This window comes from Actinoplanes ianthinogenes, from assembly GCF_018324205.1.
Classification (GTDB): Bacteria; Actinomycetota; Actinomycetes; order Mycobacteriales; family Micromonosporaceae; genus Actinoplanes; species Actinoplanes ianthinogenes.
Genome location: NZ_AP023356.1, coordinates 8,249,332 through 8,275,813 on the forward strand (window position 1 = coordinate 8,249,332; position 26,482 = coordinate 8,275,813).

The 26,482-nt window shown below is 72.1% G+C and carries 28 protein-coding genes; 17 read left to right on the plus strand and 11 right to left on the minus strand.

Translation table 11 applies throughout. The features are described from left to right. The first annotated feature begins 15 nt into the window (after positions 1-15). Positions 16-1,197, plus strand: coding sequence for an acyl-CoA dehydrogenase family protein (locus Aiant_RS37120; RefSeq protein ID WP_189331584.1), 1,182 nt, complete (start codon positions 16-18; stop codon positions 1,195-1,197). Here Aiant_RS37120 and Aiant_RS37125 read toward each other — a convergent pair. The 3 genes from Aiant_RS37125 to Aiant_RS37135 all read right to left on the minus strand — a co-directional run bounded on the left by Aiant_RS37125 (position 1,194) and on the right by Aiant_RS37135 (position 5,408). Continuing rightward, complete coding sequence (locus Aiant_RS37125) at positions 1,194-1,397, minus strand: hypothetical protein (protein ID WP_189331583.1); 204 nt, start codon at positions 1,395-1,397, stop codon at positions 1,194-1,196. The genes Aiant_RS37120 and Aiant_RS37125 overlap by 4 nt on opposite strands. A gap of 145 nt (positions 1,398-1,542) precedes the next feature. After that, positions 1,543-2,205: a GNAT family N-acetyltransferase gene (locus Aiant_RS37130; RefSeq protein WP_189331582.1), complete on the minus strand. Its 663-nt coding sequence runs from the start codon at positions 2,203-2,205 to the stop codon at positions 1,543-1,545. 149 nt (positions 2,206-2,354) lie between these two features. Further along, entirely contained in the window at positions 2,355-5,408 is a 3,054-nt protein-coding gene (locus tag Aiant_RS37135) for a putative bifunctional diguanylate cyclase/phosphodiesterase (protein WP_189331581.1), read from the minus strand. A gap of 174 nt (positions 5,409-5,582) precedes the next feature. Here Aiant_RS37135 and Aiant_RS37140 point away from each other — a divergent pair, with 174 nt between their 5' ends. From Aiant_RS37140 to Aiant_RS37160, 5 genes are all read left to right on the plus strand, one after another. Next, positions 5,583-6,425, plus strand: coding sequence for an alkaline phosphatase family protein (locus Aiant_RS37140; RefSeq protein WP_189331580.1), 843 nt, complete (start codon positions 5,583-5,585; stop codon positions 6,423-6,425). Between the two features lie 19 nt (positions 6,426-6,444). Next, on the plus strand, positions 6,445-7,674 hold the full coding sequence (locus tag Aiant_RS37145; RefSeq protein WP_425322645.1) for an MFS transporter: 1,230 nt from the start codon (positions 6,445-6,447) through the stop codon (positions 7,672-7,674). Between the two features lie 4 nt (positions 7,675-7,678). After that, positions 7,679-8,665, plus strand: a complete 987-nt coding sequence (locus Aiant_RS37150) for a TolB-like translocation protein (RefSeq protein WP_189331578.1) — start codon at positions 7,679-7,681, stop codon at positions 8,663-8,665. A gap of 35 nt (positions 8,666-8,700) precedes the next feature. Then, entirely contained in the window at positions 8,701-9,057 is a 357-nt protein-coding gene (locus Aiant_RS37155; RefSeq protein ID WP_189331577.1) for a PRC-barrel domain-containing protein, read from the plus strand. Between the two features lie 109 nt (positions 9,058-9,166). Then, a complete protein-coding gene (locus Aiant_RS37160; protein ID WP_229830256.1) occupies positions 9,167-9,478 on the plus strand; it encodes a DUF6401 family natural product biosynthesis protein in 312 nt (103 codons plus the stop codon). A gap of 227 nt (positions 9,479-9,705) precedes the next feature. Here Aiant_RS37160 and Aiant_RS37165 read toward each other — a convergent pair whose 3' ends face one another. The 3 genes from Aiant_RS37165 to Aiant_RS37175 all read right to left on the minus strand — a co-directional run bounded on the left by Aiant_RS37165 (position 9,706) and on the right by Aiant_RS37175 (position 11,141). Next, positions 9,706-10,545 carry a DUF2382 domain-containing protein gene (locus tag Aiant_RS37165; RefSeq protein WP_189331576.1) on the minus strand — a complete coding sequence of 280 codons (840 nt, stop codon included), beginning with the start codon at positions 10,543-10,545 and terminating at the stop codon, positions 9,706-9,708. A gap of 126 nt (positions 10,546-10,671) precedes the next feature. Beyond that, positions 10,672-10,869 carry a hypothetical protein gene (locus Aiant_RS37170; protein ID WP_189331575.1) on the minus strand — a complete coding sequence of 66 codons (198 nt, stop codon included), beginning with the start codon at positions 10,867-10,869 and terminating at the stop codon, positions 10,672-10,674. After that, positions 10,866-11,141: a hypothetical protein gene (locus Aiant_RS37175; RefSeq protein ID WP_189331574.1), complete on the minus strand. Its 276-nt coding sequence runs from the start codon at positions 11,139-11,141 to the stop codon at positions 10,866-10,868. Before Aiant_RS37175 ends, Aiant_RS37170 begins: the two co-directional genes overlap by 4 nt. 20 nt (positions 11,142-11,161) lie before the next feature. Here Aiant_RS37175 and Aiant_RS37180 point away from each other — a divergent pair, with 20 nt between their 5' ends. Then, positions 11,162-11,620, plus strand: a complete 459-nt coding sequence (locus tag Aiant_RS37180) for a hypothetical protein (RefSeq protein ID WP_212846631.1) — start codon at positions 11,162-11,164, stop codon at positions 11,618-11,620. A gap of 211 nt (positions 11,621-11,831) precedes the next feature. Here the strand turns inward: Aiant_RS37180 and Aiant_RS37185 are convergent, their stop codons facing one another. The 4 genes from Aiant_RS37185 to Aiant_RS37200 all read right to left on the minus strand — a co-directional run bounded on the left by Aiant_RS37185 (position 11,832) and on the right by Aiant_RS37200 (position 16,970). Next, complete coding sequence (locus Aiant_RS37185; protein ID WP_189331573.1) at positions 11,832-12,740, minus strand: 5'-3' exonuclease; 909 nt, start codon at positions 12,738-12,740, stop codon at positions 11,832-11,834. A gap of 41 nt (positions 12,741-12,781) precedes the next feature. Continuing rightward, complete coding sequence (locus Aiant_RS37190) at positions 12,782-13,810, minus strand: aldo/keto reductase family protein (RefSeq protein WP_189331572.1); 1,029 nt, start codon at positions 13,808-13,810, stop codon at positions 12,782-12,784. Positions 13,811-13,882: 72 nt separating this feature from the next. After that, positions 13,883-16,207 carry an FtsX-like permease family protein gene (locus Aiant_RS37195; RefSeq protein ID WP_189331571.1) on the minus strand — a complete coding sequence of 775 codons (2,325 nt, stop codon included), beginning with the start codon at positions 16,205-16,207 and terminating at the stop codon, positions 13,883-13,885. A 73-nt stretch (positions 16,208-16,280) separates the two neighbouring features. Continuing rightward, the gene (locus tag Aiant_RS37200; protein ID WP_189331570.1) at positions 16,281-16,970 is read right to left on the minus strand and encodes an ABC transporter ATP-binding protein; all 690 of its coding nucleotides are present in this window, start codon (positions 16,968-16,970) and stop codon (positions 16,281-16,283) included. A 240-nt stretch (positions 16,971-17,210) separates the two neighbouring features. On the opposite strand from Aiant_RS37200, the gene Aiant_RS37205 reads away from it, so the two are divergent. The 7 genes from Aiant_RS37205 to Aiant_RS37235 all read left to right on the plus strand — a co-directional run bounded on the left by Aiant_RS37205 (position 17,211) and on the right by Aiant_RS37235 (position 22,723). Beyond that, the gene (locus Aiant_RS37205; RefSeq protein WP_189331854.1) at positions 17,211-17,927 is read left to right on the plus strand and encodes a sensor histidine kinase; all 717 of its coding nucleotides are present in this window, start codon (positions 17,211-17,213) and stop codon (positions 17,925-17,927) included. A gap of 38 nt (positions 17,928-17,965) precedes the next feature. Continuing rightward, entirely contained in the window at positions 17,966-18,610 is a 645-nt protein-coding gene (locus Aiant_RS37210) for a response regulator (protein WP_189331569.1), read from the plus strand. A 99-nt stretch (positions 18,611-18,709) separates the two neighbouring features. Beyond that, positions 18,710-19,849, plus strand: a complete 1,140-nt coding sequence (locus tag Aiant_RS37215; RefSeq protein WP_189331568.1) for an acyl-CoA dehydrogenase family protein — start codon at positions 18,710-18,712, stop codon at positions 19,847-19,849. A 35-nt stretch (positions 19,850-19,884) separates the two neighbouring features. Beyond that, positions 19,885-20,346: an Lrp/AsnC family transcriptional regulator gene (locus tag Aiant_RS37220; RefSeq protein WP_189331567.1), complete on the plus strand. Its 462-nt coding sequence runs from the start codon at positions 19,885-19,887 to the stop codon at positions 20,344-20,346. A gap of 59 nt (positions 20,347-20,405) precedes the next feature. Then, the gene (locus tag Aiant_RS37225; protein ID WP_189331566.1) at positions 20,406-20,972 is read left to right on the plus strand and encodes a maleylpyruvate isomerase N-terminal domain-containing protein; all 567 of its coding nucleotides are present in this window, start codon (positions 20,406-20,408) and stop codon (positions 20,970-20,972) included. A gap of 69 nt (positions 20,973-21,041) precedes the next feature. After that, positions 21,042-21,827: an alpha/beta hydrolase gene (locus Aiant_RS37230; protein WP_189331565.1), complete on the plus strand. Its 786-nt coding sequence runs from the start codon at positions 21,042-21,044 to the stop codon at positions 21,825-21,827. A 524-nt stretch (positions 21,828-22,351) separates the two neighbouring features. After that, positions 22,352-22,723: an aminoglycoside phosphotransferase family protein gene (locus Aiant_RS37235; protein ID WP_212846633.1), complete on the plus strand. Its 372-nt coding sequence runs from the start codon at positions 22,352-22,354 to the stop codon at positions 22,721-22,723. Here the strand turns inward: Aiant_RS37235 and Aiant_RS46725 are convergent. Then, positions 22,706-23,407 (minus strand): TetR/AcrR family transcriptional regulator, encoded by a 702-nt coding sequence (locus Aiant_RS46725; protein ID WP_189331564.1) that lies wholly within the window; start codon positions 23,405-23,407, stop codon positions 22,706-22,708. The two genes, Aiant_RS37235 and Aiant_RS46725, sit on opposite strands and share 18 nt — an antisense overlap. Positions 23,408-23,529: 122 nt before the next feature. On the opposite strand from Aiant_RS46725, the gene Aiant_RS37245 reads away from it, so the two are divergent. The 3 genes from Aiant_RS37245 (at position 23,530) to Aiant_RS46730 (ending at position 26,479) form a co-directional block, all read left to right on the plus strand. Next, complete coding sequence (locus tag Aiant_RS37245; RefSeq protein WP_229830253.1) at positions 23,530-24,456, plus strand: quinone oxidoreductase family protein; 927 nt, start codon at positions 23,530-23,532, stop codon at positions 24,454-24,456. A gap of 473 nt (positions 24,457-24,929) precedes the next feature. Further along, positions 24,930-25,340: a hypothetical protein gene (locus tag Aiant_RS37250; protein ID WP_229830250.1), complete on the plus strand. Its 411-nt coding sequence runs from the start codon at positions 24,930-24,932 to the stop codon at positions 25,338-25,340. A gap of 74 nt (positions 25,341-25,414) precedes the next feature. Further along, entirely contained in the window at positions 25,415-26,479 is a 1,065-nt protein-coding gene (locus Aiant_RS46730) for a hypothetical protein (RefSeq protein WP_189331562.1), read from the plus strand. Positions 26,480-26,482: the final 3 nt, after the last annotated feature.

Genomic DNA, 26,482 nt, shown 5'->3' on the forward strand with positions numbered 1-26,482 from the left:
TCGTAGGATCGTCGGATGTCCGTTCCACAGACGCATGACGAGGCGGTCGCCGCCGCCCACCGGCTCGCCGCCGAGCTCGCCCCCGGCGCGATCGGGCGCGACCGCGACGGCGCGACGGTGATCCCGTCCGAGGCGCTCGCCGCGCTCGACTCCTCCGGCCTGCTCGCCGTCACCGTCCCGGTCGCCGACGGCGGGCCCGGGCTGGGCCCGCGCACCCTCGCCGAGGTCGGCCGGATCATCGCGGCCGCCGACCCGTCGATCGCCCAGGTCCCGCAGGCCCACTTCCTGATGGTCGACATCCTCGCGGTGCACGGCAGCCCGGAGACCCGCAAGCGGTTGTACGGCGAGGTGCTGGCCGGCCGCCGCTTCGGCAACGCGCTGGCGGAGCGCGGCGGTAAACACGCCCAGGACCTGCGGACGCGGATCAGCGGTGGCCGCCTCGACGGCGTCAAGTACTACACCACCGGCGCCCTCACCAGCGCCTGGATCGCGGTCAGCGCGCTGGACGAGCAGGGCCGGCTGGTGCTCGCCTTCGTCGCCCGGGACGCCGCCGGCGTGGCGGTCGACACCGACTGGGACGTGATCGGGCAGCGCGCCACGATCAGCGGGACGGCCACCTTCACCGGCGTGCCGGTCGAGCCGGGGCTGCGTCTGGACTACGCGCACGCCTACGAGCAGCCGCAGCAGCTCGGGGCCCGGGCGCAGCTGTACCACGCGGCGATCGAGGTGGGTATCGCCGGCGCCGCGCTCGCCGACGCCCGGGAGTATCTGCGGACCAAGGCGCGCCCGTCGACCGAGGCGGTCCGGGCCGGCGCGTCGGCCGCCGCCGACGACCCGCACGTGCGGCACCGCTACGGCCGGCTGGCCAGCCGGGTGCGGGCGGCCGAGGCGCTGCTCGAGTCGGCCGCCCGTACCCTCGAGGAGGTGACCCTGACCCCGGCGGACGCCGACGCCGCCGCGCGGGGCTCGCTCGCGGTCGCGGCCGCCAAGGCGTTCGGCAGCGAGGTCGCGGTCGAGGCCGGCTCGGAGCTGTTCCAGCTCTGCGGCACCAGCTCGGCCGCTGCCAAGTACGACCTGGACCGCCACTGGCGCAACGCCCGCACCCACAGCGTCCACGACCCGCTCGACTGGAAGTACCACCACATCGCCGCGTACGAGCTGGCCGACGTCCTCCCGCCGAACCACGGCCAGCTCTAACCCGGGTTGATCACCAGGTCGAGCAGCAGCGTGCCGAGGAACAGGAAGAACAACCCGGTGGCCAGCACGGTGCCGAGGGTCCACGTCTCGCCGCGGTTGGCGTCGGCGGAGATGGCCGCCGCGATCAACGAACCGAGCACCAGCAGCACCAGCAGGTAGCGGAAGCGGGCACGCTGGTGACCGGGGGTCCGTTCGCTCATGGTCGTTGATCGTAAACGGCCGGGCGGAGGACCGGGCCCGCACGACGCGCGTAGCGGTCGTGCGGGGGCCGGGCCTCGCGAGCCGACTGGCACGGAGCTGCGAGTCGTACCGTAAAAAATCAGACAGCGAACCGGAAGCGGACGGCTAACCGGTGTAGCGGAAGCTGGTGAAGACCACGTCCGTGCTGTGTTCGAAGCCGAGGCGTTCGTAAAGGCGGATCGCGGTGTCGTTGTCGTGGACGGTGTGCAGGAACGGGAGCTCGCCCCGGGCGAGGATGCCGGCCGCGACGGCCAGGGTGAGGCGGGCGCCGAGGCCCTGGCCGCGGAACTCCGGGTCGGTGCAGACGGCGGAGACCTCGGTCCAGCCGGGCATCCGGAAGCGTTCGCCGGCCATCGAGATCAGGCGGCCGTCGCGGGAGCGGATGCCCAGGTAGCGGCCGAGGTCGATGGTGCGTTTGCGGAACGGGCCGGGCTGGGCCCGGGCGACCAGGTCGAGCATCTCCGGGACGTCGTGCTCGGTGAGCGGGACGGCTTCCGGGTCGTCGGCGGCGGTCATCGCGGTGCCGACCATCTGTACGCCCTGCAGCCGGACGTCCTCCACCCAGCCCGGCGGCGGGGCCAGGGCCGGGCCGGTGAGCAACGCGTAGTCGGTCAGCGTGGCGAGGTCTCGCCAGGCTGCCGGGTCGGCCGGGTCGCTCACGGCGCAGAACGGGGAGATGTCGGGCTGGTATCGGGCGGCGTCTCCGGCGGCCTCGGCATAACCGGCCTGAGGCCCGGAGAGGGCGGCCCACACGGGGTTGTTCAGCACCCCTGTGACCCTGCCCTCTCCGGGCTGGTCGCGCCAGTCGTTATCCGACACGCTCACCCGGTCAGTGAATGTTCAGTTACTGACAGTGGACGAATAATCGGACTTCCGGCACCTAAGGTGGATCGTTGCACGGTCGGCAGGTTCAGCTGTCACGCGAGCAGCGCCGCCGGCCGGGTCGCCTCGATCAGCGCCGGGATCTCCGTCGGCCACAGCGGCTTCGCGAAGTGGTAGCCCTGACCGTACTGGCAGCCCATGGTGTCCAGGGCGACCCGCTGCCCGGCCTCCTCGATGCCCTCGGCGACGACGGCGAGGTCCAGATTCCCGGCGAGCGTGACGATCGCGTCGACCAGGGCGTGCTGCTGGCGGCTGGTCAAGATGTCGTCGATGAACGATTTGTCCAGCTTAAGCACGTCCACCGGCATCTGCCGCAAGTAGCTCAGGGAGCTGTAGCCCGTACCGAAGTCGTCGATCGCGACCCGGACCCCCAGGGCGCGCAACGCGCGCAGGTCCTGGACCACCTTGGCGGCGTCCTTGAGCACCAGGCTCTCGGTGACCTCCAGCAGCAGCCACTCCGGCCGGGCACCGGCCGCGGCCAGCGCCGAGCGGACCTGCTCGACGAAGTCCGGGGCGAGGAACTGCCGCGGCGACACGTTGACGCTGATGTAGCGCAGCGAGGTGTCCGGGTCGGCGGCCTTCCACGCGGCGAACTGGCGCAGCGCCTCGCGCATCACCCAGCCGCCGATCCCGATGATCGTGCCGTTCTCCTCGGCGGCCTCGACGAAGTGGAACGGGCCGAGCAGCCCGCGGGTCGGGTGCTGCCAGCGGACCAGCGCCTCGACGCCGGTGACCCGCTGGTCGACGAGCTCGACGATCGGCTGGTACTGCAGCACGAACTGCTCGTCCTCGATCGCCTCGTGCAGCTGGGTACGCAACTCCAGGCGCTGCACCATGGCGTGCGCCAGGTCGCTCTGGTACCGCTGCCAGCCGGCCTTGCCCATCCCCTTGGCCAGGTAGAGCGCCAGGTCGGCGTGCCGCAGTAGCTCGGTGGCGTTCTCCGCGTCCCGGTTGGTGGCGACGCCGATGCTGACCTTGCCGCTGACCGCGTGCAGGCCGCCCTCGCCGTCGGTCACCTCGACGGGCGCCTCCAGCTCCGCGACGATCCGGGTCGCGACGTCCTCGGCCGCCTCGGCGCTGTTGCTCTGCTCGACCAGGATGGCGAACTCGTCGCCGCCCATCCGGGCCGCGGTGCTGCCGGCCCCGATGATCGCCGAGATCCGCTGGGCCACGGCGACCAGCAGCTGGTCGCCGACGGCGTGCCCGAGGGTGTCGTTGACCTCCTTGAAGTCGTCCAGGTCGACGAAGAGCACGCCGAGCGTGGCGCCGTCCCGGGAGGCGACCATGAAGGCCTGCTCCAGGCGGTTGCGGAACAGCACCCGGTTGGCCAGCCCGGTCAGCGAGTCGTGGAACGCCTGGTGGGTGAGGTCGTCCTCGAGGCGGCGCTGCTCGGTGACGTCGCGCAGCGTGACCACCAGGCCGTTGACGGTCGGGTCGTCCTGGTGGTTGCGCATGTCGCAGTCGATCAGCACCCGGCGGCGGCCGGCGCCCCGCGCGGTCAGCTCGACACCACTCAGCTCACCGTGCCCGCGGCGGAGCCGGCGCAGCACGTCCCGCAGCGCGTCCTGGGCGTCCTCGGTGATCAGCGCGGCGAACGGGGTGCCGGCCGGGATGATCGCGCCGAACATCGAGGTGGCCGACGGGCTGGCGTACCGGACGGTGTCGTCCTCGCCGATGATCAGGATGACGTCGGCGGCGCTCTGGATCAGCGTACGGAAGTACGCCTCGCTGTCGCGCTGGTTCACCTCGGCGGTCAGCGCGATCCGTTCCAGCACCACGGCGATCTGGGCGCCGAGGGTCTCCAGCGACGGGCGCACCATGTGCAGCACGTCCTCGGCGGCGCCGAGAATCAGCTGACCGTGCCGCTTGCCGCCGGGCACCGGCTGGGTGGCGAACAGGACCAGCGGGAACCCGCCCGCGTCGATGCCGACCGGCAGGTCCTCGGCGGCCCGCCAGTGCACGGCCACCTCGGCAGTGCCCGGCACCTGCGGCGGCAGCACCAGGTGGTACGCCTCGCCGGGCGGCATCAGGCGGCCGATGGCCTGCCGGAGTGCCGCGATCACGTCCCGCTCGGTGCTGGCCGCGAACAGCAGCGAGCCGGCCTCGCGCAGCGCCCGCTCCCGGGCGAGGCTCTGCCGCTGGGCCAGCGCCAGGTCCGCGACCCGGGCCAGCACCAGCAGGAACATCACGGCGGCGGCGGCCGCGATGATCGGCGCGTCGACGATGCCGCCGCGGACGATCTCGGCCGGCCGGCCCTGGATGTCCTCGAAGCAGAGCACCGCCGGGGCGATCAGCGCCGCCGCGGTCAGCCAGACCAGCCGGTGCCGGCCCATCTCCGCGCGGGCGCGCTTGGCCGGCTCGGTGAGCTCCCGCATCGACGGACGCAGCGCGGTGTAGCCCATGGTCGCGTAGAACACGATCCAGCCCAGGTCGACCGGGCCGCCCAGCGTCCAGTCGCTGCGCAGCTGGGACTGGCCGTAGCAGATGTCCGAGATGAGCAGGCCGACCATGGCCAGGCCGAAGCCGCCGAGCGCGGCCGGGCGCTTGCCGGTGGCGGTGAACATCCGCAGGATCATCGCCAGAGCCAGCACGTCGCCGAGCGGGTAGCCGACCGAGACGACCTTCTCCAGGACCGAGAGGTCCTCCGCGCGGGTGAACGGGGCGATCCAGTACACCCAGGCCAGCAGGCCCAGGCCGACGGTCGGGACGAGCGCGTCGAGCAGCGCCGCCCGGTTGTCCCCGCGGCCCCGGCGGGCGCGGATGAACATCAGGAACGCGGCGGTCAGCAGCGGATAGACGAGCAGGTAGAAGACGTCGTTGAAAGCGGGGAAGCCGGGCTGCTCGCCGACCGCGATGATCAGGTTGTACCAGCTGTCGCCGGTGGTGAAGAAGGCCAGCGCGGCGCTGATGAGATACCACGGAAGGCGCTGGACGGGCCGATAGAGGCGGACCCCCACCAGGATCGCGGCGGCCGACGAGTAGCCGAGCAGCGCCCAGGTGTACAGGTGCGCGTCCGGGAACGCGTAGTAGAGGCCGACCAGCGCCAGGATCCAGACGCCGAAGGACGCGCGAGCGGCTCGCGTCGTCATGCGCACTCCGTTCCGAGGGGGTTACCGACTCTGCCGTTATCGGAGTGGACGGCATCGACCTGAGGGGCTGGCGGCGGGTCACACCCGGTTGGCAACATAGACGGATGTCTTTCCTTAACCTTTCGGCAACGTCCTGTGTCGAAACCCGTCGATGATCTTGGGAAGGATGCGGCCATGTCCCTTCGGCGTATCGGGATCGCACTCGCGTCCCTCGCTCTCCTCGGCACCGGCCTCACCGCCGCGTCGCCCCAGGCCCAGGCCGCCACCACGGTCCCGGCGTTCGACCACATCGTCCTGGTGATGTTCGAGAACAAGGCGACCTCCCAGATCACCGCGTCCTCGGCGTCCTACTTCACCTCGCTCGCGTCCCAGGGTGCCAAGTTCACCCAGTCGTACGCGATCACCCACCCCAGCCAGCCCAACTACATCGCCCTGTTCTCCGGCGGCACCCAGGGCGTCACCAACGACAACTGCCCGAAGACGTTCAGCACCGGCAACCTCGGCGCCCAGCTGATCGCGGCCGGCAAGACGTTCAAGGGGTACTCCGAGGCGATGCCGTCGGACGGCTACACCGGCTGCTCCAGCGGCACGTACCGGCGCAAGCACAACAGCTGGGTCGACTTCAGCACGGTGCCGGCCGCCAGCAACGTCCGGTTCAGCACCTTCCCGACGGACTACACCAAGCTGCCGACCGTGGCGTTCGTGACCCCGGACATGTGCAACGACATGCACGACTGCTCGATCGGCACCGGCAACACCTGGCTCAAGAACAACCTCGACGGGTACGCCCAGTGGGCCAAGACCCACAACAGCCTGCTGATCGTGACGTTCGACGAGGACAACTCGCTCTCGCTCAACCACATCTACACCGCGTTCGTCGGCGCGAACGTCAAGGCCGGCTCGTACTCCGAGAAGATCACGCACTACACCGTGCTGCGCACCATCGAGACCGCGTACGGCCTGTCCGCCCTGGGCGGCGCCGCCGGCGTCTCGCCGATCACCGACGTCTGGCAGTAATCACATGTACCTGGCCTCGGTGGACCGACCGGCCGTCGGCCGGACCGACCGCACCCGGCGTGTCGCCGGCACGGTCCTCGCCCTCGGCACGGTCAGCCTGATCACCGACGTGTCCAGCGAGATGGTCTCGGCGATCCTGCCGCTGTACCTGATCGCCGGACTGGGGCTCAGTCCCGCCGTCTATGGGCTGATCGACGGCCTCTACACCGGGGCGACCGCCCTGCTGCGCCTGGTCGGCGGCTACGTCGCCGACCGGGCGCGGCGCCGCAAGGCCGTCGCCGGGATCGGCTACGGACTTTCCGCGTTCATGAAGTTCGCTCTGCTCGCGGCCGGCACCTCGGTGCCCTGGCTGAGCGCCGCGATCGTCGCCGACCGGGCCGGCAAGGGTCTGCGCACCGCACCCCGCGACGCGCTGATCACCCTGTCCACGCCATCCGAGAGCCTGGGGCGCGCGTTCGGCGTGCATCGCGCGATGGACACCGCGGGCGCCTTCGCCGGACCGCTGGTGGCGCTCGCCGTGCTGGCCGCCTCCGGGCAGGCCTACGACGCGGTGTTCGTGGTCAGCGGCTGCGTCGCCCTGATCGGCGTGCTGGTCCTGGTGCTCTTCGTCCGCGATCAGCGGGGCCCGCGCCCGCCCGCCACCACGGTGAGCCTGCCCGCGGCGGCCGCCCTGCTGCGCCGCCGGCCGATCCGGATGCTGCTGGCCGCCGCGGTGCTGCTGGGGCTGAGCACGATCGGCGACGGCTTCGTCTACCTGCTCCTGCAGCGGCAGGAGAACCTGGCCACCGGCTGGTTCCCGCTGCTCGCGGTCGGGACCAGCCTGACCTATCTGACCCTGGCGGTGCCGTTCGGCAACCTCGCCGACCGGATCGGGCGCGCCCCGGTCGTGCTCGGCGGCTACGCCGCCCTCCTGGCCGTCTATGTGACGCTCGGGTCCGGGTTCGGCGGCCCGGTCACGGTGATCGTCGTTCTCTTTCTGTACGGCGGGTACTACGCGGCGACGGATGGCGTGCTGATGGCGCTCGCCGGTCCGTTGCTCCCCGCCGAGCTGCGCACCACCGGGCTCGGACTGATCCAGACCGGTCAGGCGCTGGCGTACCTGGTGTCGTCGGTGCTGTTCGGGCTGGCCTGGCAGCGGTGGGACGGGATCGGGGCGATCCGGGCGACGGCGGTGCTCGCGGCACTGACCCTGACGGTGGCGGCGGTGCTGCTCCGCTCGGTCCGGCGGGTCGGTGATCCGGTTGGGTGAGGGGATGTCGGTGCGACGGCGGGTGCTGCTGGCAGCGTCGTTGACGGTGGTGCTGCTGGGCGCCGCGGTGGCCTACGTGGTGGTCGCCGGGCACCGTGCAAACGCGCCGGCCGCGGCCGCGTCGGCGGTGGACGCCGGGCCCGGTGACCGGGTGCTGTTCCGCAGCACGGCGGCCGCCGAGTACGGGCGGGTCGGGACGGTGGCCCGCGGCAGCGAGGCCGGCGTACGGAAATTGTCCGGTCTTGATTGCGATCGGGTCTACGCGGCGGCGGGGCGTGGCATCTGCCTGCGGCCGGACGGGCCGCTGGCCACCTACCAGCTGGCCGTGCTGGACGCCGGGCTGCGGGTCACGGACACGTATCCGCTGGTCGGGGTGCCGAACCGGGCGCGGGTGTCGCCGAGCGGGAACGTGCTGGCGTGGACCGTGTTCGTGACCGGGGACTCCTACAACGGCGGCCGGTTCTCCACCCGGGCCGGGATGCTGAACGTGGCCACCGGGGAGACGGTGGACTCGCTGGAGCTGCTGTCGATCATCCGGGACGGGCAGCCGTACCGGGCCGCGGACGTCAACTTCTGGGGCGTGACGTTCGTCGACGACCAGCACTTCTACGCGACCATGTCGACGGCCGGCAAGCGCTACCTGGTCTCCGGGGACGTGGCCGCGCAGTCGGTGCGGACCCTGGCGGAGAACGTGGAGTGCCCGTCGCTGTCGCCGGACCGGACCCGGATCGCCTTCAAGGAGGCGCTCCACGGGAGCCCGGCGAAGGGCTGGCGGCTGACCGTTCTTGATCTGTCCTCGATGCGCCGCACCCCGCTGGCCGAGACCCGTAGCGTCGACGACCAGGCGGCCTGGTACGACGCGGACACCGTGATGTACGGCGTCCGCCGCGGCACCCGGCAGTCCGACGTCTGGGCGGTCCCGGCCGACGGCACCGGCACGCCGCGGCTGCTGATCCCGGACGCGGAATCGCCGGCCGCGCTCGGGAACTGAGTTTCGGCGCTTTCCCCGCCGGGAACCGTAGCGGCATGTTCCCGGCGGAGAACCTGCGTGACTGGCGCGGCCACAAGGTCATCGACCCGGCCGGCGACAAGATCGGCGAGCTGGAGGCGGTCTACGTCGACACGGCCTCCGACGAGCCGTCCTTCATCACCGTGCGGGTCGGCTTCATCGGCCGGCACCGCCTCGTCTTCGCGCCGCTGACCGGCGCCACCGTGAAACCCGACGCGCTGCGTGTGCAGTACGCCAAGCAGCTGGTCGGCGACGCGCCCGCGATCGACCTCGACGGGGAGCTGGCGGCGACGGACGAGCCGCGGATCTTCGCGCACTACGGTCTGCCGTACGTGCCGGGCTCCGGCGGCGAGCGTCGCCTCGCCCGTCGCTGAACCGGGGATCGTCCGGTCGGCTGGCGCTCGTGGCCGAACGGCCGGATGTCGGTTACGTCATCGTTACTGGCGTTGTCGTTGCTTCTGGCGCTTTGTACGGTTGGCCGCCATGGAGCTCGATCAACGCGACCAGGTGGTGCTCGCCGAGGGCGCTCGCCTGGCTCTCGACCGGTGGAGCCGCCGGCTCGGCGCGCCCGCGGCGCAGCCCGGTCTGCTGGCGTTGCTGGACCGGCACGCGGCGCGGATCCGGGAGGCGCTCGGCGGGCGGGTGGATGCGGTGAACCTCGCGGCGTACGCGGACGGGGTCGCGGACACGGCGGCCGCGCGCGGGTGGACGCTGCCGGACGGCGGTGTCATCGACTGGCGGCAGGCGCCGTGGCCGGCCGTGCATCTGCTGGCCGTGTGCCGCCTCGCCCAGTAAGCGGCCTGTCCGGAAAGCTTCCCGGGTTGCTTTCCTCGCGGCAGGCGGCTCTGGCTCGGTTTGCTTCTCGGGCGGCAGGCGGTTCTGGCCGGGGTTGCCTTCCGTGCGGCAGGCGGTTCTGGCCCGGTTTGCTTCCCGTGCGGCAGGCGGCCCTGGCTCGGGTTGCTTTCCGCGCAGCAGGCGGCCCCGCCCGCTTGGACGGACGGGGCCGGTCGTAGCCGTGCCGCTCAGCCGAGCCGGCGGCGGCTCTCCTCGCCGGGCAGGTCGGCCTCGATCCGCTCCTTGCGGACCTCGCCGCCCACGGTCTGCTCCTCGGTGACCGTCTCCTTGCCGAGGTGCACCCGCTCCACCGGAACGGTCTCGGTGTTCACCACCGGGCGCTCCGCGTGCAGCGTCACCTCGTGCTCGGACTCGGTCAGGTCCCGGCCACGGTAGGCCTCGTCGCGGTTGGCGCCGGTGACCGGCTCCCGCTCCAGGCGGACCTCCTCGCGGGTGACCGGCACGCTCACCTGCTCCTGCTCGGTGACCACGTACTTGCGCAGCCGGGCCCGGCCGGCCTCCTCCCGCTCGGTGCCGACGTCCAGCCGCTCCTCGGAGCGGGTCATCGCGTCGTCGCCGGTCCGGTAGTGCCCGTCGCCCTGACCGGCGCCGAGCTCGTAGTCGGTGTGCCGGGGCCGGTCGCCGCCCTCGGCGCCGGTGAAGTGCTCGCCGGCCGCGGTCGCGCCGGCCTGGTAGGACCGGTAGCTGTCGTGGTGGCTCAGGCCGTAGTAGGCGTAGAGCTGGTCCACCTCGTCCTGGGTGAGCGGCTCGTCGTGGTCGGCGTCCACGTTCGGCGCCTCCTTGACCTTGGCCTTCTCGAACGGCACGACCAGGCGGTCGCCCTGGAGGTCGGCGTCCTGCAGCGGGATCAGCGACTCGTGCAGCCCGAACAGTCCGGTGCGCACGCTGATCCAGGTGGGCAGGCCGGCCGCGTCGGTCCACACCTGGCCGGCCGAACCGATCTTGTCGCCGTCCCGGTCGTAGACGGTGGTGCCTTGCAGTGTGTGGATGTTCTCCTGCGTGATCACGGGGGGTCTCCCATCACTCGGGGTTCTCTACGTCTTTCACACGTTTTGCAATGTTGTGTGGGGTTTTGAGCACCCGAGTTACTGGTGCCCCGTGAGACGCGGATCTAACAAATTCGGTCAACTCATTCATGCGCCGGGGTGGTCGGCCGGCGATCGGCGCAGCTGGGAGCGGACCGCGCCGGCGGGGGAGCCGTCCTCGGTCATGCCCCAGGTGACCAGCGCGCCGTTGTAGGCGGCGTGCACCGCCCGGGGCAGCTCCGGATCGGTGCCCTCCAGCACGCCGGCGATCGCCCGCTCGCCCTCCCGGGCGTAGTCCCGGGTCACCTCGCGGAAGTCCGGGTCGGTGACGTCGAGCAGCAGAAATCGCAGGTGGTTGGCGAACTCGGCGGGACCGGAGACACCCCGGCCAGCGCGGCGAACAACTCGATCAGCGCCTCGACGTCGGGCGCCCCGGCCAGCCGGCCCGGCAGCGCCTCGGACTCGCGCCGGGCCAGTGCCAGCAGCAGCTCTCGCTTCGAACCGAACCGCTGGGACAGCGCGCCCGCGGTGTTGCCGGGACCGGTCCACCGGTCCCGGCGCGCTCGCACAGCCAGCATGCTCGCGGTCCCGCCGCCGGATGCCGGGGCGGCTGCCGCCTGCTGGGTCGGCCCGCTCGGTGCTGGGCCGGGTGCTGTGTGCTGGATTGGTCCGCTCGGTGCTGGGCGGGCTGTGTGCTGGGTCGGCCTGCTGGATGCTGGGCGGGCTGCTGCCTGCTGGGTCGGCCTGCTCGGTGCTGGGCCGGGTGCTGTGTGCTGGATTGGTCCGCTCGGTGCTGGGCGGGCTGTGTGCTGGGTCGGCCTGCTGGATGCTGGGCGGGCTGCTGCCTGCTGGGTCGGCCTGCTCGGTGCTGGGCCGGGTGCTGTGTGCTGGATTGGTCCGCTCGGTGCTGGGCGGGCTGTGTGCTGGGTCGGCCTGCTGGATGCTGGGCGGGCTGCTGCCTGCTGGGTCGGCCTGCTCGGTGCTGGGCCGGGTGCTGCGTGCTGGATTGGCCCGCCCGGTGCTGGGCCAGCTGGTACGTGCTCGATCGGCCTGCTAGATGCTGGGCTGGCTGGTGCGTGCTGGTCGACCCGCTGGATGCTGGGCGGGCTGCTGTGTGCGGGTCGGGCTGCTGGATGCTGGGCGGGCTGCTGCGTGCTGGATCGGCCCGCTCGGCGCTGAGCGGGTGCTGCCTGCTGGGTCGGCCCGCCGGATGATCCGCCCGCAGCCGGATGCTCCGCCGGCGCCGGGCTGACCGGCGCGGTGGCCGGTCAGCCGGCCAGGGCGTCGACCAGCCGACGGGCGGAGCCCGCCAGGTTCCACCGCTCGGCGAGCGCCAGCAACGCCTCCGGGTCGCGGGGCTCGCGGGGCAGGGCCGGCTCGAAGTCGGGCAGCTTGACGTCCAGGGCAACCCGGCAGACCGGGAGCGCTTTCGCCAGGTACTCCCGCGACACGTCGAGTTTCGTCCGGACACCGGGGGCGAAACCGGAGGACGGATCGTCGAGGGCGGCCAGGATCTCGGCGATTCCGCCATAGCGCTCGATCAGGCGGGCCGCCGTCTTCTCACCGACGCCGGCCACGCCGGGCAGGCCGTCGCTCGGGTCGCCACGCATCGCCGCGAAGTCCGCGTAATAGCGGGCCTGCACCCCGTATTTCGCCTGGACCAGGGCCTCGTCGGCGTCCTCCAGCTTGGCGACGCCACGACCGCAATACAGCAAGCGGGTGCCGCGGGCGTCGTCGACCAGCTGGAACAGGTCGCGGTCGCCGGAGACCACCTCGACCGGGGCGGCCTGGGTGGCGGCCAGGGTGCCGAGCACGTCGTCCGCCTCGTAACCCGGCACGCCGAAGGCCGGGATGCCGATCGCCGCGAGGACCTCGAGCAGCACCGGGACCTGGCGCTCCAGCGAGGCCGGCACCTCCTCGACGTCGCCGTGGGCGACCCGATGCTTCTTGTACGACGGGATGAGCTCGACACGCCACGCCGGCCGCCAGTCCGCGTCGAGGGCGCAGACCAGCCGATCCGGCCGCCGGGTCCGGACCAGCTGGGCGATCATGTCGAGGAAGCCGCGGATCGCGTTGACCGGCTCCCCGGCCTCGGTCTGCGCCGCTTTCTCCGGGATGCCGTGGAACGCGCGGAAATACAGGCTCGGGGCGTCGACGGCCAGCAGTGGTCGAGTCACGCGCTAACCCTGCCACACCGGTACGACAACTTTCCTGACCGCTACTCCTGCTCGCGATGCCAAGCAGCCTTGACGGACATCATCTGGGCGGTCTTGCCGGGGTCCCGATCCACCAGGTCGCCGAGGACCCCGTCGATCTCGGCGAGCAACTCGCCGGAGAGACGGACGCCGGCCGCCGCAGCGTTCTCGGTGACCTGCTCCGGGCGCGTCGCCCCGATGATCGCCGAGCTGATCCCGTCCTGGCTCAGGGTCCACGCGATCGCGAGCTGGGCCATGGACAGCTTGGCCTCCTCGGCGAGCGGGCGCAGCCGCTGGACACGCTCGAGAAGCTCGTCACCGAGCACCCTGCGGATGAACCGCGGCGCGCGGCCGCCGCTCGCGGCACGCGAGCCCTCCGGCGGGGGCTGCCCGGGCAGGTATTTTCCGGTCAGCACACCTTGGGCGAGCGGCTGGAACACGATCTGCCCGATGCCCTCGTCGCGGCAGAGCGGCAGGACCTCCGGTTCGATCACCCGCCAGAGCATGTTGTACTGCGGCTGGTTGGCGACGATGCGGCTGCGCAGCCCGATGCCCTCGGCGAGGTCGAGCGCGGCCCGGATCTGCGGTGCGGTCCACTCGGAGACGCCCAGGTAGAGCACCTTGCCCTGCCGGACCAGATCGTCGAACGCGATCAGCGTCTCGTCCAGCGGAGTCCGCTCGTCGAACCGGTGAGCCTGGTAGAGGTCGACGTAGTCGGTGCCGAGCCGCCGCAGCGAGGCGTGACACGACTCCATGATGTGCTTGCGGGACAGGCCCCGGTCGTTCGGCCCGTCGCCGGTCGGCAGGCACACCTTCGTCGCGATCTCCACCGAGGACCGGCGCACCGGGCGCAACGCCTCACCGAGAACCTCCTCGGCCGCACCGAGGGCGTACACGTCAGCCGTGTCGAACGTCGAGATGCCAGCATCCAGCGCGGCGCGAATGCAGGCCAGCGCCGAGTCACGTCCGACGAGTTCGCCGTGCGTCAGCCAGTTGCCATAGGTGATCTCACTGATCATGAGGCCGCTGCGGCCCAGGCGTCGATGATCCATGGTTGACGATCCTATGGTGGCGCGACGGCCGCACCGGCTGCCCGGTTCGCCCGGGCAGCCGGTGCGGCTGCGTCACTCGCTGTGCAGCACCTGGGCGATGGTGAGCCGGGCGGCGGCGCGGGCCGGGAACAGCGCGCCCGCCACCGCGATCAGCACCCCGGTCAGCACCAGCACGATGACCAGGACGGGGCTCCAGACCGCCGCGACCGACATCGGCAGGTGGGCCTGCGCCGCGCTGGAGACCAGCGTCAGCACCACCCGGTGCATCGCGATCCCGAGGGGCAGGCCGAGCAGCCCGCCAATGGCGCCGAGCGCCGCCATCGAGGTGACCATCATGGCCACCACCTGCCGCGGGGTCATCCCGATCGACTTGAGCATGCCCAGGTCACGGCGGCGTTCCAGGGCGTTGAGGGCAACCGTGTTCAGCACGCCGAGGGAGGCGACCAGGGCGAGCAGCACACCCAGCACGGTGGAGAAGCCGGTCACGATGACCGCGAAGTCGCCGGTGCCGGTGTTGTTCCACGCGTCGAGGCCGCTGTCCGCCGCGTTCACCGCGTTGACGTATCCGTCCAGGTCGGTGCCCGGGGTGACCTGCACCTGGTATTGGAAGTCGCTGGACTCCAGGTGCGGCGCCGGAATCGTGGTGGCCAGGGCCGCCCACTCGGCGATCAGGCTCGGCGGACCGGACGGCCCGCGGACCGTCTCACCGACGATCCGGAAGGTGGTGCGCCGGCCGCCGGATTCGACGGTGATCGAGTCGCCCACCCGCAGCCCCCGCTGGAGCAGCAGTTTCGACGGGGCGACCACCTCGTCGGGCGCCGACATCCAGTGGCCCTCGAGCAACTGGGCGCGATAACCCAGCTCGGCCACGTCGCCGCGGGCGAAGTTGACCGGGATCGGATCGCTGCTGCCGGGCACGCTCAGATCGGTGTTGGCGAACACCCCGACCCGGGCGGCGCCGGGCAGGCTTCGCAGCAACTCCTCGACCTGAGCGTCGGTGCGGGTGGTCGGAGTACCGAAGGCCGCGTTCAGCCCGCGCACCCCGATGTCACCGCTGACCTGGTTGTCGATCGCGGTCACCCGGTTGAGCGTGCTGCCCAGGCCGGTCGCGAACGTCACCGTGGTCACCCCGAGCAGCAGCGCTGCCATGGTCAGCGCGGTCCGACCGGGCCGGGCGAACGGCAGGCCCAGGCCGAGACTCACCGCCCGGGGCAGGCGGGAGCCGCTCAGCGCGCGCTGGGCCCGCAGGCCACGCCCGCGCCGCTGGGCGCTGCCGGCACTGATCGCCTCGGCGGCGGAGAGCCGGTGCGCCCGGCGAGCCGGCACCAGCGCCGAGATCAGCACGATCAGCGGCACGCCCAGCAGCGCGGCCAGCCAGACCCACCAGCGGATCTGGGTGTCCCCGAAGCCGAATCCGCGGAATGCCTGGCCGATCAGGCCCTGCCCGCCCAGCGCGCCGATCACCGTGCCCGGCACCGCCCCGGCGACTGCCGGGACCGAGGCCATCAGCAGGTAGACCGCGACGACCTGGCGCGGGGTGAAGCCGATCGACTTCAGCACGCCGATGTGCCGGTAACCCGAGACGACCGCGCCGGAGACCACGTTGGCCACGATCAGCACCGTCACCAACAGGCCGAACACGCCGAACATGCCGAGCAGCGGCAGATAGACGTTGAGGTCCTGTGCGGCGTCCTCCTTGATCGCGAGATAGGGCTCGGCGGCGATCAGCGCGCCCCCGGGTAGCCCCGTGGTCACCCCGGTCAGGCGGGCGGCCACCGCCTCGCGCGTCGACACGTCTCCGGCGAACCGGTACAGCATCTGCCAGCCGGTCGGGTGCAGCTCCCGCACCTGGTCCGGGGTGACCCAGCCGTCCGCCGAATCGGAGATGCTGTCGGCATATCCGACCACCTTGAGCGTCACCCCGTTCGCGGTGATCGAGATCAGGTCGGCGAGTGGACCCATCGCGATGTCCTCCGGCGGGAAGTTCAGCACGATCTCGCCGGGAGCGGACGGCCAGCGCCCGTGCCAGAGGTCGAGCTGGTCGACGGCGCCGCCCGGGTCGGCGCGGCCGACCACGGTGAGCGGACCGGGTGGCAGCAGCTGCCTGCCGGCGGTCGGCTCCAGCACGACCTGGCCGAACGGGCCGGCCGCGGCGGTCACCCCGGACCGGGCGGCAGTCAGCTGCGCCTCGGTCACGGTAGCCGGGTCGTAGGCGGCGACCGTGTGCGCGCCGTGCCGGGTCGCGAACGCCCGGTCGAACGGCGCCGAGGTGGCGTCCAGCAGGGCGAGCGAGACCACCGTCGTGGCGCTGCAGAGCAGGACCACCAGAGCGATCAGGAACGTCTGCAGCTTGCGGCGGCGCACCGCGGCCCGGGCCGCCCGCCACACGGCCGTCATGCTGCCGCTCCGCTTCGCCGCGCGGTGTCATGATCCTCACGACGGTGCCTGGCGGTGAACGTCCTCCGGCCGGTCATGTCCGCTCCAGCGCGGCCTCGCGGGCGATCCGCCCGTCGCTCATCTCGATCAGCCGGCTCGCGCAGCGATGCGCCAGCCGCTCGTCGTGCGTCACGATCAGCAGCGTCTGACCGATCTGGTTCAGATCCAGCAGCAGGTCCATCACCTGCTCACCGGCCTTGGAGTCGAGCGCGCCGGTCGGCTCGTCGGCGAGCAGCAGGGCCGGCCTGTTCATCAGGGCGCGGGCCACCGCGACCCGCTGCCGCTCGCCGCCGCTGAGCGCGGCCGGATAGATGTCGCGGCGGTCGGCGATGCCCAGCTCGTCGAGCAGCTCCAGGGCCCGTTTGCGGGCCGGGCCGGACTTGCTGCCGGTCAGCTGGGCGGCCAGCGCCACGTTGTCCAGCGCGGGCAGGTCGTCGAGCAGGTTGAAGAACTGGAAGATCATCCCGAGGTGGTGCCGGCGGAACAGGGCCAGCCCGGTCTCGTTCATCGTGTCGAGCCGCTCGCCGTGCACCTGGACCGTGCCGGCGGTCGGCCGGTCCAGCCCGGCGATCATGTTGAGCAGGGTGGACTTGCCGCACCCGGAGGGGCCCATCACCGCCACCGCCTCGCCGGGGCGGATCTCCAGGGACACCCCGTCGAGGGCGACGGTCTCCCCGTACTCCTTGCGCACCCCGTCGAGGCGCACCACCGTCTCGTTCGTCATGGCCGGAACGCTACGGAGGCCGGCCGGGATCGGCATCGGACCGTGGTCTGACATCCCAGCGGTGTAGTACCAGGGATGTACGCGGCGTCGGAGCAGGGGATGATGTGCCCGCGCCGCGGGTCTGCCAAGGTGTGACCCGTGGGAACGCTGGTGCTGGCCGGAGCATTGGCGGTGGCCGTCGCGGTCGCCGCCGGGCTGCTGGCCGCGCTGGTCCGGGCTCGGCGGCGGCACGCCCGGGCGATGGGCGAGCGCGGCTGGCTGATGGAGCGCGAGCGGGAGACGGCGGCACGGGCCGCGGTCGACGAGGAGCGCGCCCGGATCGCCCGGGAGCTGCACGACATCGTCAGCCACAACGTCAGCGTGATGATCGTGCAGACGGCGGCGGCGCGTGAGGTGCTGAGCACGCTGCCGGAGACCGCAGCGGCAGCGCTGACCGAGGTGGAGAAAGCCGGGCGGACCACCATGACCGAGCTGCGGCACCTGCTCGGCCTGCTCGCACCGGACGCCTCGGGCGCCGACGCCGACGCCGGTCTCACCCCGCAGCCCACGCTGGCCGCGCTCGGGCAGTTGGTCGACCGGATCGCGTTCGCCGGGCTGCCGGTCGAGGTGCGGGTCTCCGGCGAGCCGCGGCCGCTGCCGTCCGGCATCGACGTCACGGCCTATCGGATCGTCCAGGAGGCGCTGACCAACGCGTTGAAACACGGCACCGGCGGCAAGGCCGAGGTGACCATCCGCTATGCCGAGCGCGCCCTGCGCGTGGAGGTGCTGACCACCGGGCCCAGCGTGCTCACCGGCGATGCCGTGCCGCGAGGCGGCGGCACCGAGGGCTCCGGCGCCGGTCGCGGTCTGCTCGGCTTGCGGCAGCGAGTTTCGGTGTACGGCGGGGACCTCGACGCCCGGCGCAGACTCGGCGGCGGGTTCCGGGTGCGGGCCCGGATCCCGGTGGAGGGGCCGTGACGGCGTACGCAGAAATCGCGGAACCGGGCAGCGGACCTGTGCCCCGGGTTCTCATCGTCGACGACCAGGAGCTGATCCGGGCCGGGTTCCGGCTGATCCTGACCGCGCGCGGCATCGACGTGGTGGGCGAGGCGGGTGACGGCGCCGAGGCGGTCGAGGCGGAGCGGCGGCTGCGGCCGGACGTGGTGCTGATGGACATCCGGATGCCGGCCATGGACGGGCTGGAGGCGACGCGGCGGATCGTGGCGCGCAGCCCGCACTGCCGGGTGCTCATGCTCACCACCTTCGACCTGGATCGGTATGTGTATGCGGCGCTCGCCATCGGTGCCAGCGGCTTCCTGCTCAAGGACGTCACCGCCGACCATCTCGCCGCGGCGGTCCGGCTGGTCGGGACCGGGGACGCGCTGCTCGCGCCGTCGATCACCCGCCGGTTGGTGCAGCGGTTCGCCACCACCCAGCCGGTCGTGCACCGGGACCTGTCGCCGCTCACGCCGCGCGAGATGGAGGTGCTCACGCTGCTCGGGCGCGGCCTGTCGAACACGGAGCTGGCCGAGGAGCTGACGCTCAGCGAGGCGACGGTGAAAACGCACGTGGCACGAATCTTCGCCAAGCTGGAGCTGCGCGACCGCGCGCAGGCCGTGGTCGTCGCCTACGAGACCGGGCTGATCACACCGGGCGACTGAGGGGGCGTGAGCGCCCCGGCCTGTCCGCGCGCATGCCAGATCGGCCGGAGGGGGTGGGCGGCCTGTTCCCGGAGGGTGAACGAGCGTTAAGCTGGCCTGGTGACAGTGGATCGACTGCTTCCCACCCCTGAGGCACACGACCTGCTCGACCTGACGCGTGAGCTCGCCACCCGAGAGCTGGCCGGCAAGGTCGACGACTACGAGGCGCGTGGCGAGTTCCCCCGGGACGTGCTGCGCACGCTGGGGCGTTCCGGCCTGCTCGGGCTGCCCTATGCCGAGGCCGACGGCGGTGCCGCCCAGCCGTACGAAATCTATCTCCAAGTCCTGGAGATCCTGGCCGGAACGTGGCTCGGCATCGCCGAGGCCGTCAGCGTGCACACGCTGTCGTGCTTCCCGGTGGCGGGTTTCGGCAGCGAGCGCCAGCGCAAGGCGCTGCCCGACATGCTCGGCGGCGAGCTGCTCGGCGCCTACTGCCTGTCCGAGCCGCACGGCGGCTCCGACGCGGCCAACCTGTCCACGCGAGCCGTCCCGGACGGCGAGGACTGGCTGGTCAACGGGACCAAGGCGTGGATCACCCACGGCGGCTACGCGGATTTCTACAACATCTTCGTGCGCACCGGCGGCCCCGGCCCGAAGGGGATCTCCTGCCTGCTCGCCGACGCGAACACGCCGGGTCTGCTGCCGCAGGCGCGCGAGCGGCTGATGGGCCTGCACTCGTCGGCGCCGGCGCAGATCGTGCTGGAGGACGCGCGGATTCCGCACGATCGCCTGGTCGGCAAGGAGGGGGAGGGCTTCGCCATCGCCATGCAGGCGCTCGACGCGGGGCGGCTGGGCATCGCGGCGTGCGCGGTCGGGCTCGCCCAGGCCGCGACCGACTACGCGGTGGCCTATGCGCGGGAGCGTGAGCAGTTCGGTCAGCCGATCGGGCGGTTCCAGGGGGTCGGCTTCATGCTCGCCGACATGGCCACCCAGGTTTCGGCGGCCCGTGCCCTGCTGCTGGCGGCGGCCCGGCTGAAGGACGCGCAGCGCCCGTTCTCGATCGAGGCGGCCAAGGCGAAACTGTTCGCCACCGACGTCGCCATGCGGGTGACCACCGACGCCGTGCAGGTGCTGGGTGGTTACGGGTACAGCGCGGACCACCCGGTCGAGCGCTGGTTCCGCGAGGCGAAGGTGCTCCAGATCGTCGAGGGCACCAACCAGATCCAGCGGATGGTGATCGCCCGGTCGCTGACCGGCTGAGGCTCGCCGGTCGCCCGGTCGTTACTCTTACCGGCGTGGAAGAGATCGACCGGGCGATCGTGTCCGCCCTGACCGTGGACGGCCGGCTGTCGTACACCGACCTGGCCGAGCGGGTGGGCCTCAGCGTCTCCGCCGTGCACCAGCGGGTGCGGCGACTGGAGCAGCGCGGGGTGATCTCGGGCTACACCGCCAAGGTGTCGTACGAGGCGCTCGACCTGCCGCTGACGGCGTTCGTGGCGATCCGGCCGTTCGACCCGTCGCAGCCGGACGACGCGCCGGAGCGGCTGGCACACCTCGCGGAGATCGACTCCTGCTACTCGGTGGCGGGGGAGGACTTCTACATGCTGCTGGTGCGGGTGAAGAGCCCGGCCGATCTGGAGCGGCTGCTCCAGGACATCCGCACGGCGGCGAATGTCACGACCCGGACGACGGTGGTGCTCTCCACGCCGTACGAAAATCGCCCTCCTCGCATGGTGCCGCCCGCAAGTGCTGAATGAGGCCCGGGTTTTTGACCTAGCCTCCTAGGATGACTTAGACGGTGTGGCAAGCTGGGCGGATGGACGCGAGCGACGTCGCATCGGCGCTGGACGAGTTGCGGCGGGCGCTCGGCCCGCAGACGGGCGGCGACTGGACGGTTCGTGCCGGTGACCTGGACTGGAGCTGCCGGGAGACCGCCGCGCACATCGCCCACGACCTGCTTGCCTACGCCGCTCAGCTGGCCGGCGGGGCTGACCACGGCTATCTGCCGCTCGATCTGACCGTCCGCGAGACGGCGACGCCGGACGAGATCCTGCGCATCATCGACGCGGCCGGCGCGCTGCTCATCACCCAGCTGCGGGCCGCCGGGCCGGAGACCCGCGCGTGGCACTGGGGGCCGACCGATCCCTCCGGGTTCGCCGCGCTCGGCGTGAACGAGATCGTGCTGCACACCTACGACATCACCCAGGGCCTGGGCACCGGATGGTGTCCGCCGCCGGCCGCCTGCGCCGCGGTCCTGGCCCGGCTCTTCCCGGACCATCCGGCCGGCGACCCGGTGCGGGCGCTGCTCTGGTGCACCGGCCGGATCGCCCTTCCTGATCTTCCGCGCCGCACCTCCTGGACCCTGCGAGCCGCCGTGGATTGACCTCGGGCCCGTGTCGGGTCCGCCGGGTGCGCGTTGTCCTCACGACATCGGCGAAGGGCGGACCAACCAATGCGACGACGAACCATGCTGGCCGCCGGCGCGGTCGTGGCCTCGGCGTCCGCTGCTGGCGCGTGGGCCTACCAGTCCGGTCAGGCGGCCGTCATGCCGCTCGGCGTCCCGTCCGTGCCGCCCGGCCCGGAGCGCTGTGAGCTGCGGTATTCGAAGGCGCGCGGCTCGACCGTCGACTTCTACACGGCGGTGCCGGCCGGGCACGGGGACGGCGCGGGGCTGCCGGTCTGCCTGGTGCTGCACGGCGGTTCGAAGCGGCCGGCCGACTTCGCCGGGCTGGGGCTGGGCCGGTTCCTGACCGACGCGGTGAACCGGGGTGCCGCGCCGTTCGTGCTGGCCGGGGCCACCGGCGATCGGCTGGCATGGCAGCCGGGCGGGCGCGACGACCCGCAGCGGATGGTGCACGAGGAACTGCCGGTGTGGTGCGCGGCGCGGGGGTTCGACACCAGCCGGTTGGCCGCGTGGGGCTGGTCGATGGGCGGTTACGGGTCGTTGCTGCTCGCCGAGGCGTTTCCGCGATTCGTCCGGGCGGTGGCGGCTTTCTCGCCGGCCGTGGTTCCGGGGGATGAGGTGTTCCGGGACGTGGAGCAGTTGACCGGTACGTCGATCGGCTTGTGGTGCGGGCGGGCGGATCCACTGATCTCGAATGTGCGGGCGCTGCGGCGGGCGTTGCCGGCGGCGCCGGATGCCGGGACTTTCGGGCCGGGGAAACACAATTTCGCGTACTGGAGCACGGTCATTCCGGCGGCGTTCGCCTTCGTCGCGGCGCAGCTGTCCGTCGGCTAGCGTGCGCGCCATGGTCGCGGTTCCGGCATCGTTCGCGCAGTGGCGTGCCCGCCTCGACGGCGACGCGGGCCGGGCCTGGGTCGCGTCGTTGCCGGACCGTGTCGAGCGCCTCGCCGCGCTGTGGGACCTGCGGCTCGACGAATCTCCGCCGCTGCACGGCGCCCAGGCGCTGGTGGTCCTGGTCAGCCAGCGTGACCGGGAGCTGGTGCTGAAGCTGAGCGCCCCGCAGGACCCGACCACCGAGCTCGAGGCGGCTGGGCTGCGGGCCTGGGCGGGGCGCGGCGTGGTGGAGCTGGTGGCGTCGGAGCCGGGCGCGCTACTTCTGGAGCGCCTGGACCCGGCGCGCACCCTGCGCACGCGGCCGATCTGGGTGGCCGCGGAGGTGGCCGGTGGGCTGATCCGGACCCTGGCGGTCGCGGCGCCGGCGGGTCTGCCGCGGGCCGGGGGCCGGGATCGCGGCGACGCTGCCGGAGCGGCAGGAGAGGTGCGGCGGCCCGCTGGTTTCCCAGGCTTTACGGTACGCCGTGGAGCTGCCCGGACGGGGCGAGCAGGTGCTGGTCCACGCGGATCTGCATTACGGCAACATTCTCGCCGGGCGGCGTCGTCCATGGTTGGCCATCGATCCGCGGCCGGTGCGGGGTGCGCCGGAACATGCCGTTCCGGAATTGATGTGGAGCCGTGCCGACGACCTCTCGTCGGGTGCTGAGATTCGCCGTTTGCTGTCGACGATGGTCGATGCCGGTGGGCTGGACGGCTCGCTGGCTCGCGCCTGGGTGATCACCCGGTGTGTCGATTACTGGCTCTGGGGTGTCGAGCGCGGACTGACGGTTGATCCGGTTCGGTGCTCGCGGGTGCTGGCCGCTTTGCTGCCGGATCGGTCAAGCCCGGTGTCCTGATTCCTCCGTCTCTGTCGGGTGGCTGGCCTTGGTCTCCGTCGGGTGGCTCGCTTCCGTCTCCGTCGGGTGGCTCGCTTCCGTCTCCGTCGGGTGGCTCGCCTCCGCCGGCAGGAGGGCGGTGACCAGTTGGTGGAGGGTGCTGGTGAGGCGGTCGCCGCCCTCCCTCGCCAATTGGTCCAGGATGGGCTCGCTGTGCAGGGGGGCCAGCAGCACGTGGGCGAGCAGGTCGGCGTCGAGGTCCGGGCGCTCCTGCCCGGCGAGCTCGGCGACGTGGCCGTGCCACCGGCGATACACCGGATGCGCCTCGCGGGGCTCCTGATCGATGGGTCCGGCGGCGGGGCCGAGGGCGGCGAGCAGACCCTTGTTGCGGGCGACCAGGTCGACGACGGCGCTGAGGAAGGCCAGTAGCCGGGTGCGGGGCGGGGCGCCGGGCCCGAGAGGTGGCGGGCCCTGGTCGACAGTCACGTTCAAATCGTGGGCGCGTTCCTGGACCAGGGCCCGCATCAACCCGTCACGGCTGCCGAACCGGTGGAACACGGTGCCCTTGCCGACCCCCGCGGCGATGGCGACCTGCTCCATGGAGATCTGCGCGGGATGGTGGTGGGTCAGCAGCTCCTCGACGGCGCGGAGCAGCGCGGTCCGGTTGCGGGCGGCGTCGGCGCGCAGGCGCTCGGATGGTGGCATGTCGCACCCCTCGACAAGTGGACCGGCGGTCAAGTAACGTCGTCCCTAACTGGACTGCTGGTCAGTTTAAACGGGGGTGTGGCGTGCGGCGAGTGCGGTACCACGCTTATGGCGAGCCTGAGGTGCTGATCGTCGAGGAGGCGGAGCGGCCGGTGCCCGGCTCGGGGCAGGTGCTGATCCGGGCCGAGGCGATCGGGGTCAACTTCGTCGACGTCCGATTCCGGCGAGGCGGCGAGGGGATTTTCCGGCGACCGTTGCCGGGCCGGCCCACCGGTGACGTGGTGGGAGTGGTGGCCGAGGTGGGTTCCGGCGTGGATCCTGCGCTGGTGGGCCAGCGTGTGGCGGCCTTGGCCGAGGATGCTTACGCGGAGTTTGCCGTTGCGGAGGCATCATGGCTGGCGGCGATCCCGCCCGGGCTGGGCGCCGGAGACGCGGTGATGGTGCCGATGGCCGGGCCGGTGGCGTTGCGAGTGCTGCGCCAGGCCGACTTCCGGCCGGGGGAGACGGTGCTGGTGCATTCCGCGGCGGGCGGGATCGGGCACCTTGTCGTGCAGCTCGCGAAACGGTTGGGTGCCGGCCTGGTGATCGGGGCAGCGTCACGCGGCAAGCTCGACTTCGTTCGTTCGGCCGGTGCTGATCTCGCGGTGGACTACGGGCTGGCGGACTGGCCCGAGCGGGTGCGGGAGGTCGTGCCGGGCGGTGTCGACGTGGTGCTGGACGCGGTCGGCGGGCAGGTGTTGCGACAGGGGCTGGAGTTGCTGGCGCCTTTCGGGCGGGCGGTGATCTATGGGGCGGCGTCCGGCACCGTCGATGACATCCCGGCTGGTCCGTTGTTCGCGTTGCGGACGGTTGGCGGGTTCAACCAGACCGCTTGGCGTGAGGTGGCACCTGAGCGGGCTCGGGCGGAGATGGACGAGGTGGCGGAGCTGTTCGCGGTCGGTGGTTTGCGGACGGTTGGGCATGTGGAGTTTCCGTTGGAGGAGGCCGCGGGCGCGCACAAGGTGATGGAGGAGCGGGAGCATGTCGGGCGGGTGTTGCTGCGGCCTTGACCCGGTCCCGCGTGGCGATTGGGGGGATCCGGTGGTGCGCGCGGGCGGCGGGCCCGGTGGTCAAGGCGTTCGGTGTGCGGGGCGATCGGGTGCTCGGGCGTGAGCGAGGGTTTGCGGGTGGGCCGGCGGTCGTCGTGCGGCGAGGTGGATGGACGGTTCGGGATGTCGGGAGTCAGCCACCAGGTGCGGATCCGGCCGGTGGTGCCGGGCGTTCCTGCCCGTCGTTCGATGCGGATGCGGTGGCTCCGGTGATCTGCGCATCCCGGCGCGAGCGCTGTCCAGGTGCTCGGGCACGGCGGTGATTGGCGAGTGGGTTCGGTGCTGGTGGTGATGGGTGAGGGCGAGGTGACCGGAGCAGGGTGGTGAATGGTTCGGCCGGGGCCGAATGGTGCGGGTCTTAGCGTGACCGGGCTGGGGGCGTACCGAAAGGACATGGAGCGATGCTGGAACCGGGTCGCATGATTGAGCAGGCTGTGTCTCATGCTCTGCGCCTCGCGCAGAGTTGGCCGGCGTGGGACGGGGTGCCGATCGCGGTCGACGATCGGGTGTATACGCCGCACAAGGCCGTGCGGCGGATCGCCGACCACTTGATCGACCACCTGGCCGAGGTGGAGGCGCGGCTGGCCGGGGTGCCGACGATTCCGGATCACTGGCATGCATCGGGGATCACCACGGCGGCGGATCTGGCGCCGTTCACCGAGGAGGATCTGGCCGAGGCGAGCAGCCGGTTGACCAGGCTGGCGCAGATCTGGGTGGTGCGGCTGGACTCGCTCGATGGCGAACGGCTGGACCGGGCGGAGCCGGGGGCGTGGACGATCCGGGAGATTGCCGAGCACCTGTCCGACACCTATTACGCCGACGCGGTCGGTGACCTGAGTCGCTGATCTCGCGGCGAACGACTGTCGCAGGCGGATCGTAGGGTTCGGGCATGGCTGTCGTCCGTGGGTGAGGGGGCGCTGTGCGGGATCGCTTGGTGGATGTGTGGCTGCTCGAGGTCGCTGACCTGCCCGGGTTCCGGTGGTTCGGTCCGGCGGCGGCGCCGGCCCTGTTCGTCGACCTGGTGGAGCAGGGTGTGCTCAGGGTGCGTCCGGGCGGGCCGGGAGTGGTGGTCACGCTCGCCGACCCGGACGCGGCGGACGGGGAGGCGGCCACCGGGCTGCTGGCGATGCTGTTCCTGGGTGGCCCGACCGAGGTGTTCATGACTCGGGCGCGGTTCGCGGCGACGGTGAATCCGTTGCGGCGGGCGGGGCGGCGGCGGGCTACCGAGGCCGGCTTGTGGCGGACTGCGGTGTCGGTTCCCCGGGTGCTGGTGGCGGTGCTGGGGGTTTGTGTCGTCGTCGGTGGACTGCTGGCTCTGGCGCGGGCTTCCTTCATGCCGACCTGGGTGTCGCCGGCGGTGTTCGCCGGGCTGCTGTTCGCGGTGCCGCTGGCGGTGTTGCAGTTGCGGGACTGGGCGGCGCCGCGGGTGCTGACGCCGGCCGGCCGGGCGGTGGTCGACGAGTTGGTGGCGCACATCGAGGCATGCCGGGCCGACCCGGCCGCCGCGTTCGGCGACCGGGTGGCCTATGGGTTGATGGACGAGTGGCGCGGCGGTGTTCAGGAGCCGCCCGTGTGGGCGGCCGGGTTCGCGGTGGCCGGGTCGGGGCCGTCCGGGATCGGTACCGACGACCGGCCGGTTGCCGGTGGTGCGGTGGCTGTGCCGGGGCCGTCCGGGATCGGTACGGACGGCCGGCCGGTTGCTGGTGGGGCGGTGGCTGTGCCGGGGCCGGCCGAGATCGGTACCGACGGCCGGCCAGATGCCGGTGATGCGGTGGCTGGGCCGGTGGGGTTCGAGAACGGCACCGACGGCCGGATGGTTGCCGGTGGTGGCGCTGACGGTGTGGCCGCTGATGGTCAGGCGGTGGGCGAGGTGCTGGCCGCGGATCGGGAGGCGACGGTCGAGCTGGTCAGGCTCATCGTGCAGGCTTTTGAGTACGGTCCGCGGAGCCCGGCGTTCGACGGCGGTGGGGGAGGTGGCTCCTGAGGG